Raw genomic sequence first — 16084 nt, 5'->3', positions numbered from 1 at the left:
GCCGCTGCGCTCCTCTTCCGGGATAACCAGCAACAGTGAAAATGCTTTAACCACTGAGTAGAAGGAACTGAATGTCTCGTACCACCCTGGTAACGTTGGATGTCTCGCCGGATGCAGCGGCTGTAGCAAAGAAGGCGGCGGAGCACTTTGCCGCGACAGTCAAGCAGGCGGTAGCGGCGCGCGGAATGGCGCGCGTCGCTATCTCCGGCGGATCGACTCCGAAACGCATGTTCGCCCTGCTCGCGCAGGAACCCTTTCTTAGCGCTCTTCCTTGGGACAAGCTCCATCTGTACTGGGTGGATGAACGCTGCGTTCCACCGGCGGACCCTGAATCCAACTACGGCGTGACCAAGGAACTGCTGCTGGATAAGGTCCCCCTGCCGGCCTCCCAGGTCTACCGCATGGAAGGCGAGCTCGACCCTCAGGAGGCATCGTCTCGTTACGAGGCTCTGATCCGCAATACCTTCAAGCTGGAGGGGGCGGAGACTCCGGTCTTTGATCTCGTGCAGCTCGGAATGGGGGACGATGGTCACACCGCATCGCTGTTCCCGCATACCGAAGGGATCGATGAGATGGGCCGCATCGCTTTTGCGAATCATGTGCCGCAGAAGAATACGTGGCGCATCACGTTGTCGTGGCCGGTGATCAACGCCGCACGCGAGGTGGTTTTCCTGATCGAGGGCGCAGCCAAAACCGATGTCCTGGCGCGTGTGCTGACCGGTCCGAAGGACGTGGAGACGCTGCCCTCGCAACTGATTCGGCCCGCAAATGGTAAGCTGCTCTTCTTGCTGGATACGGCTGCGGCAGCCAAGCTGCCCTCGCCGCATGGTGGCACCATGGAGTGGGTTGGATGATTCTTGCAGGCGATGTCGGTGGTACCAAAGCACATTTAGCGCTCTTTGATTTCACGAGCGGACGCTTGCATATGCTGCGCGAGCATAAGTTCGCGTCGCGCGACTTCACCTCCGTCGAGGATGTCGTACAGGCCTTCATCGCTCAGGACAGCAAGGGCGACACGCACGGCATTACCGCAGCGTGTTTCGGCGCTCCGGGGCCGGTGATCGATCAGCGCATGGAGCCCACGAACCTGCCCTGGAAGCTGGATGCGCGCGTCATCTCGCGCACCTGCGATATTCCACATGTGCTGCTGTTGAACGATCTCGAAGCGAATGGATACGGCATTCCCGAGCTGGAGCCGAAAGACCTGATCACTCTTTACCAGGGAGATCCATCGGCGGTAGGCAATGCCGGTCTGATCTCCGCGGGTACCGGGCTGGGAGAGGCACTGCTGGTCTGGAATGGAAAGCGGCATATCCCTGTAGCCAGCGAGGGAGGTCATACCGACTTCGCCGCCCGCACGCCGGACGAGATTGCGCTGTTGCAGCATCTGATCAAGAAGCTCAACGGTCGTGTCAGTTACGAGCGTGTGATCTCCGGGCTCGGCCTGATCAACATCTATGAGTTCTTCCGCGACGTAAAGAAGATGGACGAGCCGCAGTGGCTGAAGGATCGCATGGCGAAGGAAGATCCGAACTTCGTGATCGGAACCTGCGGCGAAGACGGTTCCAGCGAGCTCTGCGCGGAGACTCTGAATCTCTTTGCGGGTGTCTACGGTGCTGAGGCAGGCAATATCGCGCTGAAGGTGCTGGCGCGCGGCGGTGTGTACCTGGGTGGCGGTATGTCTCCCAAGCTGCTGAAGACCTTGCAGAACGGTACCTTCCGGAAGGCTTTTCTGGACAAGGGACGGCTTTCACCATTGCTCGAGACGATTACGGTGCGCGTGATTCTGGATCAGAGCTGTGCACTCCTGGGAGCGGCGGCCTATGCAGAATCGCGGGCGGCGGAGTTTTCTGGGATGAGCGAGCGTGCGGCTTCGCGGAACCAGTAGGGTTGGAAAGCGGATACCCGTTGAGGGATCCGCTTTTTCTTTGAAGTCTGGGTAGAGAAGCAGATTTCTCTGCTGCGCTGCGAAATGACAAAATTATGGGCCGTTTGATCAGTAAGGGTGTCCCTGTCGCTGAATTGACCAGGACGCTTTTGTTCTTGGAGGCTTCTTTCTAACGAGAATTCCCCGGATGACCTCCACCTTGTCACCTGCCACGATCCTTTTTGTCATTTCGCAGCGTAGCGGAGAAATCTGCTTCTCTACCCGAACATAGAAATCTCCCCAAAACGCTGAACTCCCCAAACGCAGAATCCACCCCCAACACCAAAAATCTCCCCCAAAAGCGGCCCAAAACTAAAAGACCGAGCGAAACCTGCCGATCTTTAGTATCGTCAACTCATTTAACAGATGCGATTTCGGCTTTTCCTCTTTTTTGCAGCACTTTCTTTCATCACCTCTGTACAGGCGCAGCGCCTCCCGTCGAATGCCCGTCCAACGCATTACACGTTAACCATTACGCCTGACCTGAAGGCAGCGACCTTTGCGGGCGAGGAGAGCATCGATCTCACGCTGGACGCTCCCGCGACAGAGATCACGCTGAACGCTGCCGAGATCCAATTTACCTCCGTGCGGGCTTCCGGCCAGGTTGCCGGAGTCTCTCTGGATGATGCGAAAGAACAGGCGACTTTTACCTTCGAACATGCGCTGCCCGCCGGGCCGGTTACGTTGCAGATCCGGTATACGGGCACCCTCAACGACAAGCTTCGTGGCTTTTATCTTTCAAAGACGCCGCAGCGCAGCTATGGCGTCACCCAGTTCGAACCGACCGATGCTCGGCGTGCCTTTCCCAGCTTCGACGAGCCGGCGATGAAGGCGACCTTCGATCTCGAGCTGGTGCTCGACGAGGGGGATACCGCGATCTCGAATACACAGATCGTCAGCGATACCCCGTTCGGCAGCGGGAAACATCGTGTGAAGTTTGCGACGACGCCGAAAATGTCTACTTACCTGGTGGCATTTCTAGTGGGCGAGTTTGCATGCTCTACCGGGAAGGCGGATGGTGTGCCTATCCGGGCCTGCTCTACGCCTGACAAGGTGAAGTACACGAAGTACGCGGTAGACGCTGCGCAGTACATCCTGCACTACTACAACCAGTACTTCGGCATCCCATATCCGATGCCGAAGCTCGACATGATCGCGCTGCCGGATTTCGAGGCAGGCGCGATGGAGAACTTCGGCTGCATCACCTATCGCGAGACCGACCTTCTGGTGGATGCAAAGAATGGTTCGGTGCAGGCGAAGAAGAACGTCGCCGAGGTGATCGCGCATGAGATGGCGCATCAGTGGTTCGGCGACATGGTGACCATGCAGTGGTGGGACAACCTGTGGCTGAACGAAGGCTTCGCCACCTGGATGGAGAAGAAACCTCTGGCAGCATGGCATCCGGAGTGGAACATGCAGCAGGAGCGCGCCGCCGAGCTGAACGAGACACTCAACTATGATTCCGACTCCGCGACACGGCCCATCCGCGCAACAGCGAATACACCAGATGAGATCAACGAGATGTTCGACGGCATCGCTTACGGCAAAGCGGGCGCTGTGCTGGCCATGGTGGAGCACTACGTTGGTCCCGAGATCTTTCGTCAGGGCGTTCACAACTATCTCGCCGCGCATCTCTACGGCAATGCGACTGCGGAAGATTTCTGGAAGGCGCAGACCGAGGTGAGCCACCAGCCGGTCGATCGCATTATGGAGAGCTTTATTGGCCAGCCCGGAGTGCCGTTGCTGCGTTTTACCGACAAGGCGATGGATGCACCGCAGAGTCGTTTCTATCTCTCGCCTTTGGCGATGCGTGCGGCGAGGGCGGAGCAGGTTCAAGCATGGGACGTTCCGACATGCCTCAAAGGTGTCGCTGCTGATCTCTGCCGTGTGATGGAGCCGGATGGCGCGAATACGACGATCCCCGAACCATTCTTCTTCGCAAACTCCGGAGCTACGGGTTACTATCGCGCGACCTATTCGCAGCGGCAGTACAGCACCATTCTGCAGTTACTGGAGACACGCTTCTCTCCGTCAGAGCGAATCTTGTTTCTTGGCGAGCGCGAGGCCTTGATGCGGGCCGGGCTGATCCAGGTGAGCGACTACCTGAACCTGCTGCGCATGGTGAAGAAAGACGATAGCGCTGCGGTTCTAGAGACAGCAGCCGGTGGCCTTCTGGGTGTGGATGCCCGCATCGCCTCGGACGAGGAGCATGCGCGATTGCAGGCCTGGATCTGTATGGAGTACCGTCCGGTCTACGAGGCGCTGGGCAAGCCATCTAAGCACGATAGCTTTGAGAAACAGAACCTGCGAGCCACGCTTTTTGGTCTGCTGGGTTTTGCCGGTGACAAAGAGATCATCGCCGAGGCGCAGAACCTGATGGATCAGCTCTTCCGTGGCAAGCTCTCGGTCGATCCTGCGATGACCGGAACGGCATTGGCCATCGCGGCGCGCAACGGAGATCCATCGCTTTATGAGAAGGTGCGGAAGGCCTCGCAGGTGGTGAAAGATCCCGGTCTGAAGACGGACTTCCTTCACACCCTGGCTCGCTTCAGCAATCCCGCGCTTGTAGAGGCGACTCTGAAGTACGCCATCTCCGGCGAAGTGCGGACGCAGGATAGCTGGGTGCTGTTGGCGATTCTGCTCTCGCGGCCGGAGACGCACGCCCAAACCTGGACTTTCATTCAAGAGAACTGGAAGCAAGTGCAGGCGACGCTGACAGAGAGTTCCGGTGCACGTATCGTCTCGGCTGTCGGCAGCTTCTGTACCCAGGATGAGCGCACCCAGGTAGAACACTTCTTCGCCGAGCACAAGGTCGATGCCTCAGAACGCACTCTGAAGAAATCGCTGGAGTCGATCGATGCCTGTATTGCGCTGCGCAAGAGCCAGCAGGGCGAGCTGGCACGGTGGCTGGAAACGAATAAATAGTTGAATGGTTGAATAGTTGAATAGTGCTTGGGGCTAATTCAACTGTTTCGGCAACCCCGAACTATTCAACCATTCAACCATTCCACTATTCAACTAATTCAGTTCCGCATCTGCTGTCCCAATACGTCCTGTCGCTGCCATGCGAACGGTGAAGCGGGCTCGCACGGCTTTGTCATTACGTTTCATGTGGTAGCGCAGGTTAAGAGGGCGCACCAGAGGGCCGGTGGGTGGAGCATCGGCTCCGGCTGAGATCTTCATGGAACGAGCATCGCGGTCGAGCTCTTTGCCCTTCTTGTCGAACTGCGTGCACATCAGGATGAGTTCCGCGTGCCGCGGTTCGGTGTCGGTGGCGTAGGTCCAGGCGACGCCGCGAGCATCGACGTGCAGCAGATACGTGTTGGCGTCGGTTGGATCTTTCTCGAGGGTAAGGGGAACACCATCGTAGACCATCTGGCTGCCTTCCGCGGCCACCAGATCTGAGACCAGGCGGCGGGAGGGATTTGTAGGATCAACCCGGCCCGGGCCGTAGGAGAGGTAATAGCCCTCGCGGGTGAGGACCTTTGCTCCCGGACGGTTCACCGTGACTACGATCTTGCGGAACTTCTGCATGTCGCGCGAGGTGTCGGTTGGCCGGTAGGTAAGGGTATAGAAAGTAGCGCCGTCTTTAATCGCGGTCCCGATCTCGGTATCGACGTCGTTGCGGCCATACAGAGCGGCCCCGCCGGTTGCTTTTGCCAGAGCCGAGAACTGGTAGTTGCCACCCAACGGGTCGTTGAACGCAGCGGCGCTGCCGTATTTGCCGGGATCTATCATTACCCCGGCAGGATCGATGGTGTAGAGAGTGATGCGGGCATCACGCAGCGTATTAACAGCGTCCTGGATCGCGTTATCGACACGGTGCTGTTGGTCAACCGGAGCATTGACGAAGTTATAGGGCGGGAAGCCGCGGCCGACCCAGATCATATTCTTGTGGCCGAAGTGTCCGGTGGTGGCCTGTGCGACACGGCGCAAAGTGATGAAGGCGGTGGCATACCGTTCGCCAATCCAGGAGTAATTGTGTGTCTGCCATGGATACGCGACAAAATGTTTGTCCAGGGACTGCAGAATAGCCTGCTTGTCCTGGGTATAGTCCTTCAGCACGGTGAAGTGCTGAAGATCGACAGCGAGCAGCATGGTGGGTACTTCAAGCTTGTCCGGCTGTTTCTCCAGGAACTTCTTCAGCGAGTAACGCGCGAAGGCCATGTCTTCGAAGCGTGTATTGAACTCGTCAAGAACAATGATGTTTACGGGCGCTCGAGGAGTCAGCTTGTCGAGTTCTGCGGTGGAGTTGATGGTGACGGAGGGTGGCGGAATGGTCGCGCCTGCCTGCTCGAAGTTCAACACCGTCTGCGGTTCGCCCATCTCGGATACGGTGAAGTCTTCTTTCTTCAGGCCTGGGATGGGGGTGCCTTTGTTGTCGACGACGACAGCGTCGAGGATGACCAGACGCGCATTACGCTGAATCGTATAGGTGCCATTCTGCTGCTGAGCAGTAACCGGACCCGGCGAAGACGGCACCTGTCCAGGGGCAGAAGACTGAGGCGCCGGTGACTGCGTGGCCGGGGCCTGTTCCTGAGTGGGTTGCGTGTTGGTACCGGAGGGCTCCTGCCCCGCGGAGATCGTTGCCGCTATTGCCAGAACAGTAGCCCAAAGCATCGGTCGCATCGGTGTCACCTCTGTCGTGTGTTGCCGAATACCGCCAGGGGAACAGCGGCATCCTCAAGATGACACGAAAGCAGGGCAGAGGTTGCGATCCCGATAACAGAGATAGCGATTATTTATCAGCGACCTGTTTGGACCATGACTTCTTCTTGAGAAGCAGTGGCGGACACCGGTGTAGAGGATTGAAAAAACCACTGTTGCACGCCGATAGCCGCTAGTGCTCCCAATAGCTGAACAACGGTGAAGGGAAGAACGTCGGCGGGGCGAATTGCGGCGAAGGTATCGGTCAGGCAGCGGGCGAGGGTCACCGCCGGGTTGGCAAAGGATGTCGATGAAGTGAACCAGTATGCGGCAGTAATGTACGCACCAACCGCATAGGGAACTGCCGCTGGACGCAGGCGAGAGCAACTGAGTACAACCATCAGAAGACCGAAGGTGGCTATAAACTCCGAGAGCAGTAAGGCCGGTCCGCTGCGAATATGACTTCCATGCTGCAACAGCGGCAGGCCGAAGATTGCATGCGCCAGAACAACGCCGCAGCAGGCGCCTGCGGTCTGCGCGAGCACGTAGAGTGCGGCGTCTCTCCGTGCCAGGGAGCGATCGAGGACCGCTGCGATGGTCACGGCCGGATTCATGTGAGACGACAGACCGCCAAAGGTGAGGATCAATGCGATCAGGCCCGCACCGGTAGCCAGCGAGTTGGCAAGCAGGGCTATTGCTGTATTGCCTTGAGCCAGCCCCTGACCCATGATGCCGGAACCAACGACGATGGCCAGCAGGAGAGCGGTCGATAGAAATTCGGAGGCAGCGCGGCGGCCGAGAGTTGCGTTCACAGGGAACCTGCTTCGGACAGCGCTTCAGGCGTAATGGTCTCCAGCTTGAGCAGACGGCTGATGCGGCGATCGAGCGTGGCGAACGCCTCCGCATAGGCATGTGCGATCGCTTCCTCACCACCGTCTACTGCTGCGGGATCGGACAGGCCCCAGTGCGCGGTTGCAGGATGTCCGGGCCAGAAAGGGCAGGGCTCTGCTGCGGCGTTGTCGCAGACGGTGAGGATGATATCCATCTGTGGAGCGCCGGGCTGCGCGAACTCGTCCCAGCTCTTGCTCCGCAGGTCCGCAGTGGAGATTCCTTCACGCTGGAGCTGACGCAGAGCGCCTTCACGCACCAGTCCAGCGGGCTGGCTGCCGGCGCTGAAGGCGCGGAAACGGCCTGCTCCACGATGGTTCAGCAGGGCTTCAGCAAGAATGGATCGCGCCGAATTTCCGGTACACAGAAAAAGAACGTTGATCATGAACGAGTTTTCATTGGTTTGGTGGCACGCACAAAGGCGCTGACAAATCTGTCTTCGACCTGCGAGGCGATGGAGTCCACATCGATACCGGCTTCGGTGAGGAAATGGCGGGCGTCTTCGATGCGATAGACGCGCGTGATTTCAAGGCCGACGCCAGTGAATCCGGCAGCAGTAAGCTTCCGTCGATACTCCTGCTCTTCCAGAGCTCCGGCAATACAACCCACCCACAGCAGCATGCTCTTCCGGATCGCGTCGGGGAAGTGTCCACGAACAACAACGTCGCTGACAGCAAAGCGGCCACCGGGTTTGAGGACACGGAAGGCTTCTCGCAGAACACGATCCTTATCGCTGGAGAGATTGATCACGCAGTTGGAGATGATGACGTCTACGCTCGCGTCGGGAAGGGGAATCGCTTCAATATTGCCTTTCAGGAATTCGACATTGGTGACGCCCGCCTTCTGCTGATTCTCGCGCGCCAGCTCCAGCATCTCGTCGGTCATATCGAGGCCGTAGGCTTTGCCTGTGGGGCCGACACGCTGTGCTGAGAGCAATACGTCGATACCTCCACCGGAGCCGAGATCAAGGACCGTCTCACCAGACTTGAGATCGATCAGCGCTGTGGGATTCCCGCAGCCGAGCGAGGCCAGAAGAGCTTTCTCCGGAAGGACATCATGCTGGCCGGAGGTGTAGAGATTGCGCGTGATGGGATCACAGCATTGCATCAGCGGATCGCAGCACGCGGGCTCATTTTGTTTGACGGCGCGCGCCAGGGCGCCGTACTTATCCTTCACGGCAGAGGTAGTATCCATCGGTCCCTCCTGACATATCTGCTTAAGCAGATGTATCTCCTGGGGACATATCTGTCAAGCCGTATATAATGAATTTCGCATGGCGGCGAAGGGGAGAACGGAGCAACTGGCGCAAATCTTTACCGCGCTTTCTGACCCGACGCGTCTGCGTATCCTCAATCTGTTGAACGGGCGTGAGGTTTGCGTGTGCTACTTCGTGGAGATTTTGAAGGAGCCGCAGCCGAAGATTTCGAGGCATCTGGCATATCTGCGCAGCTCCGGCATGGTGGCGACACGCAAAGAAGGCAAGTGGGTGCATTACAGCATTGCCTGGCCAGAGGAGAAGGATCTTCGAAAGGCGATGAGCGCGGCACTCCGGGCGCTGGAAGATGACAAAAAGATGCAGGCGGATCTGCGGCAACTGGAGACGGCCTGCTGCTCTCCGCAGAAGTTTGTCACGCTGGAAGGTGCACCGGTGCCGGCGCGTGCAGCGGAGTAAAGGACCGGTTACGCCTTTTGGCGGTCATTCCGTTTGTTCATGAGGTCTGGGTAGAGAAGCAGATTCTCCGCTTCGCTACGAAATGACAAAGGGTTGTGAGCCACCAGAATTCTTGAGATATCCCGCTCGATGAACCAACCGAGACCCTTTGTTTGTCATCCCGAAGGGATCTGCTTTTGACGCTCTTTCCCTACACGGGGTGCCCCACCCTAGCGTTGCGAGGGGTGGGGCACCCGGCATAAGCCTATCTATATCTCGAGACGAGGCACGGTGACACCGAGAATCTCCACCACCGCAGACACAACGATCTCGTGATCTTCCGGTTGGGTCAGGCCGCTGAGGACGATGGCTCCCAGGCAGCCTGACCCGCGCAGTGTGAGTGGGAATCCGCCGCCGTGTGCAGCATACTCGGCGAGCGTAAGTCCCTGGCGGACTTCGAGGGTGGTGTTCTGCCTGGCTAGTTCCTTGCCCACTCGAAAGCTGGACTTGGCAAAGCGAACGACGGTATTGGGCTTGCGGCGCACCCAGTCTTCGTTGCCTGGAGCGACGTTGGGTGTCGTGGCGTAGAAGAGCGTCTGGCCGCCCATCCAGATGCCGAAGGCCGTGGGACGGCTGTCTTTGGCAACCAGGGCACGCAGACGGCTGCCGAGTTCCCAAGCCGTGTCGGCGTTGAAGGTGGAGAACTGCAGAGCGGCTTCCTGCTCGGTGATGATCCGGATCTCGTCGTCGAGTGTCATAGCTTCCTATAAAGTTATCTCGTGCCCGACAGTGTATCGACTCTCAGCCCTGGGATTTCCAGTGTGGCTACACCTCCTCCCGCTTCCAGCCGGCTGCGCCCTTCCAGTCCGGTGCGCCGCTGGCTGCCTGCCATCGCCATGCTGTTGCTGTCGTTCATCTCGTATGTCGACCGCAGCGTGTTGTCGATCCTGTCGCCGACCATTCTTGCCGACCTGCATCTCTCGGCGCAGCAGTACGGCGAGGCGATCTTGGTTTTTTCGCTCTGCTACATGGCGGCGAATCCCATCTGGGGATGGGTGATGGACCGCAAGGGTTTGTTCTGGACCTGTTTTGCGGCAGTCGGGCTTTGGTCGCTGGCCTCCGGAAGCCATGCCATGATGACCGGCCTGCTGACGATGAGCGTTTTCCGCGGCGTGCTTGGTTTCGGTGAGGGGGCGACCTTTCCGGCGGGTCTGAAGACGGTGAGCGAAGCCCTCCCGGCAGAACAGCGATCCTTCGGCCTCGCGCTGGCCTACAGCGGAGGCTCCCTTGGAGCCGCGCTGACGCCGCTGATTGTTACGCCACTGGCGATCCATTACGGCTGGCGCGCCGCCTTTGTCTTTACCGCAGTTGTCGGAGCGTTGTGGCTGGTGCTTTGGCTCGGTCTGCGAGTCGCCGGAATCTACCCGCCGAAGCATTCACAGCCGCTGGAGGATGCAGTTCGACCTGTCGCCCGCTGGAACCGCGATCTCTTCGCCACGGCGGCGATCTACGGCCTGGGAGCGGCTCCCCTGGCCTTTGGACTGTATGCGACACCGTTGTACCTGTCGAGGGTGCTGCACGTCTCGCAGGCGTCGCTGGGGCACATGCTGTGGGTGCCTCCGGCGGGCTGGGAGGTGGGCTACCTGGTCTTCGGCCGGCTGAGCGACCTGCGCCGCCGCCGGACCGTCTCGCGGCCCCTCGGTGTTTTTCTCTTCCTGATGGTGGCCAGCTTTCTGATCACGGTTGTGCCCATGTTTACCTCGGTGCCGGTGGTGCTGATGCTCTTCTTCCTGGAGATGTTCTTTGCGGGCGGATTTGTGGTCTTTGCCCTGGCAGATGGCGCCAGCGTGCAGCCGAAGCAGAATGCCGCCTTCCTGGCGGGGTTCTCGATTTCGAGTTGGGCGTTGCTGACGGGGTTGTTGCTGCCCTGGCTGGGACGTCTGTTTGACCAGAAGCACTATTCGGCGACCTTGTGGATTGTGAGCCTGTGCCCGCCCGTGGGTGTGGCGTTGTGGCAGTTGCTGCGGCGGGCTGAGGTACATCAGTAGGGTCTAAACGCAGTGGTTTCCCGTCCACCCTGGCGTTGCGAGGGCAGGGCACCCGACTCGTATGAAATCGAACCTCTGCCGCCAATAAGCGTCAGCTTGATCGACTTTTCCACCCAAATGACGCCTTTTCCGAGGCGGAAACAGGCGTAAGCTCAGCCGAGTGCGGTATTAACCGGACTGTAAACTTCGCTTCTGGCGAGGCTTTTTGCGAACTTCCACAGCGATTTTGGGCGGATTTTGAGCCCTTGGGCCATCGCGGCCGCCATTCGCGGGGTATTCACAAAACAACTACAATAGATTGTATAAGCTGGTTGACATGCCCTACAGACAGCGTTACTTTCACAAATGCTTCCTTTTCAGGGGCCCGGCAAGTCGCTAAGAAATCACGGAAGCGCGTAGTCCCAAGATTCGTATCCAGATCCGTATAAAGACCATCTAAACGTTCCCTAGGAGTATCCCCTATGGCTGAAAATCGTAAGGCCGCTGCTGTCGCTGACTCTGTCGCCGCCTCGGCTTCTGTTCCAACCAAATCCCCCTCCCAGTCATCCTCCAAGTCTGCCCCCGGGTTGACCTGGCAGCGCTATTTCTCCAAACCCGGCATTAGCCCCTATGACGAGGTTGTCTGGGAGAAGCGCGATGCGATCATTCAGGACTTCAAGGGCAAGACGATCTTCGAGCAGAAGGACGTCGAGGTGCCCGCTGACTGGTCCATGACGGCGACCAACATCGTCGCCAGTAAGTACCTGCATGGCCAGCTCGGAACTCCGGAGCGTGAGACCGGCGTGCGCCAACTGGTAAGCCGCGTGGCGGAGACGATCCGCGACTGGGGAAAGAAAGACGGGTACTTCGCCACCGAGGAAGACGCGGCCGTCTTCCACGACGAGTTGGCGCACCTGCTGATCCAGCAGAAAGCTGCCTTCAACTCGCCGGTCTGGTTCAACGTCGGCTGCGACCGTCTGGAGCCGAACTCCGACGCGCAGAACTGGCACTGGAATGCGCATACCTGCGCCATTGAGTTTTCGGTGACCGGCTACCGTAAGCCGCAGTGCTCGGCCTGCTTTATCAATGCGGTGAACGATTCGCTGGATTCCATCCTGACGCTGGCCAAGACCGAAGGCATGCTCTTCAAGTGGGGATCGGGCACGGGATCAAATCTGTCGGCCATCCGCGGTTCCATGGAGACGCTTTCGGGCGGCGGCACCGCCTCCGGCCCCTTGAGCTTCATGCGCGGCTTTGACGCCTTTGCCGGCGTGATCAAGTCCGGCGGCAAGACCCGCCGCGCGGCCAAGATGGTGATCCTGAACGTGGAGCACCCGGACATCATCGACTTCATCGAGTGCAAGCAGAAGGAAGAGGCCAAGGCCTGGACGCTGGTGCAGGCCGGCTATGACGGCTCGGGTCCGGACTCCGAGGCCTACTCTTCGATCTTCTTCCAGAACGCGAACAACTCCGTGCGTGTGACCGACGAGTTCATGCAGGCGGTGGAGCGCGATGGGCAGTTCACGACGCTGACGGTGAAGGATCGCAAGCCGGTCAAGGAGTACCGCGCCCGCGACATTATGACCAAGATCGCCGAGGCGACCTGGCAGTGCGGCGACCCGGGCATGCAGTACGACACCACCATCAACCGGTGGCACACCAGCAAGAATACGGCGCGCATCAATGCGTCGAATCCCTGCTCGGAGTACATGTTTCTGGATGACTCGGCCTGCAACCTGGCCAGCTTCAACCTGTTGAAGTTCCTCACACCGGGCGGACAGTTTGATATTCAGGCCTACCGCGCTGCTATCCGCACGGTGATTACTGCGATGGAGATTCTGGTCGATAACTCCGGCTATCCGACCGAGGCGATTGCGAAGAACTCGCACGACTACCGCCCTCTGGGTCTGGGCTACGCCAACCTGGGTGCTCTGCTGATGGCCTTTGGTCTGCCGTATGACTCCGACGCCGGCCGTGATTTTGCTGCGACGCTCACCGCGATCATGTGCGGCGATGCGTATTGGCAGTCGTCCCGTGTGGCCGAGCTGTGCCAGCCGCTGGCGGCAGCCACTCCGCTGACGCAGTCCGCCACCCGCGAGGGCGGCGCCTGCCCGGGCTTCTACGTCAACCGTGAGCCGTTCCTGGATGTGATTCGTCTGCACCGCGCCAGCGTGAATGAGATCGGCAAATCGAAGACCTCAGAAGAAGGCTTCGTCGCTCCCCAGCTCGATGAGCTGATTGAGGCCAGCAAGGACTCGTGGGATGGCGCTCTGGCCCACGGCGAGAAGTTCGGCTACCGCAACTCCCAGGTAACGGTGCTTGCCCCGACCGGAACCATCGGCTTCATGATGGACTGCGACACCACCGGCATTGAGCCCGACCTGGCTCTGGTGAAGTACAAGAAGCTGGTCGGCGGCGGCATGATCAAGATCGTGAACAACACGGTGCCGTCGGCTCTGTTCAAGCTGGGCTACGACAACGACCAGGTGAACTCGATCGTCAGCTATATCGATTCGACCGGCACCATCGAAGGCGCACCGGGTATCAAGCCGGAGCATTTGGCGGTCTTCGACTGCTCGTTCAAGCCGGCCAAGGGCACGCGCTCGATTCATTACATGGGCCACATCAAGATGATGTCGGCGACGCAGCCCTTTCTTTCGGGAGCGATCTCGAAGACGGTGAACCTGCCGCACGATGCCACGGTGGACGATATCGCCGAGGCTTACATCGAGAGCTGGCGCCAGGGCTTGAAGGCCGTTGCTATCTACCGTGACGGCTCGAAGGGATCGCAGCCGCTGAACGTCTCTGCCTCTGACGGCAAGGCGAAGAAGGAGGGCATCGCCGACAAGGCAACGGCCGCCATCAACGCCACGGCTGAACCGGTGGTCGATCCGGCTGTCGTTGCGGCGAAGGATGCCCGCATCGTGACCCTGGAGGCTCAGGTCGCGCAGCTCATCGCGCAGTCCAACCAGAACACCGATGCTACCGATTCCACGGCTCCGCCGCGCGCTGTACGGCATCGTCTGCCGGCCGAGCGTGCTTCGGTGACGCACAAGTTCTCCATCGCGGGCCACGAGGGCTACATCACGGTGGGCCTGTATCCGAATGGAGCTCCGGGTGAGATCTTCATCCGCATGGCGAAGGAAGGCTCGACGGTTTCGGGCCTGATGGACTCCTTCGCGACGGCAGTTTCGCTGGCGCTGCAGCACGGTGTGCCCTTGAAGGTGCTGAGCGAGAAGTTTGCTCACACGCGCTTCGAGCCCTCGGGCTGGACGGGCAACGAGCAGATCGGCTACGCGAAGTCGATCATGGACTACCTCTTCCGCTGGATGCAGCTTCGCTTCCTCAGCGGCCAGCAGCTTGACCTCTTCCAGGGCCTGGCTCCGGCGAAGGCTGTGCCGGTGACGGACGCGATGGAGGGCGAACAGGCCACGGTGGTTCCGAGCCTGTCGGCTGAGGTCTACGGCCCTCGCACCACGCCTCCAGTGGAGGGCATCGCTCCCGATCCGACGGCGACGGGTGCGGCTCCGGTGGCGAGCTATGGCATGGAAGACCGCGGCATCGCGAAGACCGTGCATGCGGCCGATGCGATGAAGAGCATGTACGACATGGGCGATGCTCCGTCGTGCTCCACCTGCGGAGCCATCATGGTGCGCAACGGTAGCTGCTATCGCTGCATGAGTTGCGGTTCAACGAGCGGCTGCAGCTAATGGACTGGTCGTCCAGGCAAACGCGCTTCGCGCAAAACAGAAAGCCCCGCCGTTAGGCGGGGCTTCTCTTTCGAGCGATGCTCTAAATAGGCGCCCGGTTCAGACTCGCTTATCTCACTTCTTAGCAAGTGACCGAACGTAGATCACCATATTCCAGAGGTCGTCGTCTTTCAGGCGGTCGCCGTCACCGGGCATCTGCCCTTTGCCGCTTTTGATGATGGCGAAGAGGTCGGCATCGGACATGTCTTTCAACGATGCGGGATCGGTGAGATCTTTTGGCGCCGGTTTCATAGCGATGTCGCCTTTGCCGTCACCGGTTGGGCCGTGGCACATTGCGCAGTCGTAGCCGTACATCTTCTTTGCTTTGGCCTGGGACTCGGCCGTGGGCTTAACGGGATTGGCTGCGTTCCCGGTTGCAGGCGCGGGAGTTGCGGGTACGGGTTGCTGTGGTGGAAATGCCAGAGCCACCAAGGCAGGTAGAACAAAGAAAGGCTTCAGCATTCGAGCCTCCTGAATAGGCGGCAGAATCCTAACGCCGGGTGTGGCTTCGAGGGAAGAGAATTTTTGAGGTGGTGTGGGGGAAGGTAACTGGTATGGGAAGAGTGGTTAGAGGTTAGGTGGGAGCAGCGGGCTTCAGCCCGCTGATTTAGGCCAAATAATTTGTTGGGCTTTTAGCCCTGGGGCTTTCGGATGGTTCGAGCAAAAGGCCCAGGGCTAAAAGCCCAATCTCCTACAAGCTTCGTGTCGGTGGGCTGAAAGCCCACCGCTCCCACCTGGCTACCCCAGAAGCTCGGCGTACACGAAGCCGTCGCGTTCGCCGGGCTCGACTGCGATCTCTTTGTGCAGAATGGGGCCGGCGGTGAAGGTGTGGAACTCGCCGTTTTACCCGCACGGATCGCCCCCTGCAGGAAGTGAGGCGATGAGATTGCGGTCCCAGTTTTGGCCAGCGAGCTCTGCCGAGAACCTTCCAGAGAGGCAGTCCGGCTGCCTCTACCTAGCGGTCGAGTAGATCTTCGCGGACGCCGTGGATGGCGATGCGGCGAAAGTGTTCGTTGACGGTCGTCAGAAGGGCGTCGACCTGCCATTCGCCCTGTTCGCGCAGCAGTTTCAAGGCCCAGGCGGAATCCTTGGCTCCGCTCCAACCGAGGATGCATTTTGCCCGGCATGAGTGTCATCGAGCTTACATAATCGCCATCGGAAAGCCCTCGATTTTCCAATGTTTTCGCGGTTGTTA

The 16084-nt window shown here is 59.4% G+C and carries 12 protein-coding genes; 6 read left to right on the top strand and 6 right to left on the bottom strand.

Annotated elements, in window-relative coordinates:
- Positions 1-71: 71 nt before the first annotated feature.
- From pgl to OHL21_RS22715, 3 genes are all read left to right on the top strand, one after another.
- Positions 72-854, top strand: coding sequence for a 6-phosphogluconolactonase (gene pgl, locus OHL21_RS22725; RefSeq protein WP_263419593.1), 783 nt, complete (start codon positions 72-74; stop codon positions 852-854).
- Complete coding sequence (gene glk, locus OHL21_RS22720) at positions 851-1888, top strand: glucokinase (protein WP_263419592.1); 1038 nt, start codon at positions 851-853, stop codon at positions 1886-1888. The genes pgl and glk overlap by 4 nt, the downstream gene beginning before the upstream one ends.
- 405 nt (positions 1889-2293) lie before the next feature.
- Positions 2294-4852, top strand: a complete 2559-nt coding sequence (locus OHL21_RS22715) for a M1 family metallopeptidase (RefSeq protein ID WP_263419591.1) — start codon at positions 2294-2296, stop codon at positions 4850-4852.
- Between the two features lie 93 nt (positions 4853-4945).
- Here OHL21_RS22715 and OHL21_RS22710 read toward each other — a convergent pair whose 3' ends face one another.
- The 4 genes from OHL21_RS22710 to OHL21_RS22695 form a co-directional block, all read right to left on the bottom strand.
- Positions 4946-6556, bottom strand: a complete 1611-nt coding sequence (locus OHL21_RS22710) for a VWA domain-containing protein (RefSeq protein WP_263419590.1) — start codon at positions 6554-6556, stop codon at positions 4946-4948.
- Positions 6557-6672: 116 nt separating this feature from the next.
- Entirely contained in the window at positions 6673-7386 is a 714-nt protein-coding gene (locus OHL21_RS22705; RefSeq protein WP_263419589.1) for an aquaporin, read from the bottom strand.
- The gene (locus OHL21_RS22700; protein WP_263419588.1) at positions 7383-7847 is read right to left on the bottom strand and encodes an arsenate reductase ArsC; all 465 of its coding nucleotides are present in this window, start codon (positions 7845-7847) and stop codon (positions 7383-7385) included. The genes OHL21_RS22705 and OHL21_RS22700 overlap by 4 nt, the downstream gene beginning before the upstream one ends.
- Positions 7844-8656 (bottom strand): arsenite methyltransferase, encoded by an 813-nt coding sequence (locus tag OHL21_RS22695; RefSeq protein ID WP_263419587.1) that lies wholly within the window; start codon positions 8654-8656, stop codon positions 7844-7846. Before OHL21_RS22695 ends, OHL21_RS22700 begins: the two co-directional genes overlap by 4 nt.
- A 79-nt stretch (positions 8657-8735) precedes the next feature.
- Between OHL21_RS22695 and OHL21_RS22690 the strand changes: the two genes are divergently transcribed.
- Positions 8736-9134, top strand: a complete 399-nt coding sequence (locus OHL21_RS22690; RefSeq protein ID WP_263419586.1) for an ArsR/SmtB family transcription factor — start codon at positions 8736-8738, stop codon at positions 9132-9134.
- 248 nt (positions 9135-9382) lie between these two features.
- On the opposite strand, the gene OHL21_RS22685 is transcribed toward OHL21_RS22690, so the two are convergent.
- Positions 9383-9871 (bottom strand): heme-degrading domain-containing protein, encoded by a 489-nt coding sequence (locus tag OHL21_RS22685; protein WP_263419585.1) that lies wholly within the window; start codon positions 9869-9871, stop codon positions 9383-9385.
- 63 nt (positions 9872-9934) lie between these two features.
- On the opposite strand from OHL21_RS22685, the gene OHL21_RS22680 reads away from it, so the two are divergent.
- On the top strand, positions 9935-11161 hold the full coding sequence (locus OHL21_RS22680) for an MFS transporter (protein ID WP_263419584.1): 1227 nt from the start codon (positions 9935-9937) through the stop codon (positions 11159-11161).
- Between the two features lie 461 nt (positions 11162-11622).
- Positions 11623-14850, top strand: a complete 3228-nt coding sequence (locus OHL21_RS22675) for a vitamin B12-dependent ribonucleotide reductase (protein WP_263419583.1) — start codon at positions 11623-11625, stop codon at positions 14848-14850.
- Positions 14851-14964: 114 nt separating this feature from the next.
- Here OHL21_RS22675 and OHL21_RS22670 read toward each other — a convergent pair whose 3' ends face one another.
- Positions 14965-15351 (bottom strand): c-type cytochrome, encoded by a 387-nt coding sequence (locus OHL21_RS22670; protein ID WP_263419582.1) that lies wholly within the window; start codon positions 15349-15351, stop codon positions 14965-14967.
- Positions 15352-16084: the final 733 nt, after the last annotated feature.

The organism is Terriglobus albidus (genome assembly GCF_025685425.1).
Taxonomy (GTDB): Bacteria; Acidobacteriota; Terriglobia; order Terriglobales; family Acidobacteriaceae; genus Terriglobus; species Terriglobus albidus.
Note: the sequence above shows the minus strand (reverse complement) of the source record. Positions and strands in the feature narration are given on the sequence as shown.

Bases quoted from the DNA above. Each gene is read 5' to 3' on its own strand.
- OHL21_RS22695 (WP_263419587.1), bottom strand. From the start codon at position 8,656: ATGGATACTACCTCTGCCGTGAAGGATAAGTACGGCGCCCTGGCGCGC.
- OHL21_RS22675 (WP_263419583.1), top strand. From the start codon at position 11,623: ATGGCTGAAAATCGTAAGGCCGCTGCTGTCGCTGACTCTGTCGCCGCC.
- pgl (WP_263419593.1), top strand. From the start codon at position 72: ATGTCTCGTACCACCCTGGTAACGTTGGATGTCTCGCCGGATGCAGCG.
- OHL21_RS22685 (WP_263419585.1), bottom strand. From the start codon at position 9,871: ATGACACTCGACGACGAGATCCGGATCATCACCGAGCAGGAAGCCGCT.
- glk (WP_263419592.1), top strand. From the start codon at position 851: ATGATTCTTGCAGGCGATGTCGGTGGTACCAAAGCACATTTAGCGCTC.
- OHL21_RS22670 (WP_263419582.1), bottom strand. From the start codon at position 15,351: ATGCTGAAGCCTTTCTTTGTTCTACCTGCCTTGGTGGCTCTGGCATTT.
- OHL21_RS22700 (WP_263419588.1), bottom strand. From the start codon at position 7,847: ATGATCAACGTTCTTTTTCTGTGTACCGGAAATTCGGCGCGATCCATT.
- OHL21_RS22690 (WP_263419586.1), top strand. From the start codon at position 8,736: ATGGCGGCGAAGGGGAGAACGGAGCAACTGGCGCAAATCTTTACCGCG.
- OHL21_RS22715 (WP_263419591.1), top strand. From the start codon at position 2,294: ATGCGATTTCGGCTTTTCCTCTTTTTTGCAGCACTTTCTTTCATCACC.
- OHL21_RS22710 (WP_263419590.1), bottom strand. From the start codon at position 6,556: ATGCGACCGATGCTTTGGGCTACTGTTCTGGCAATAGCGGCAACGATC.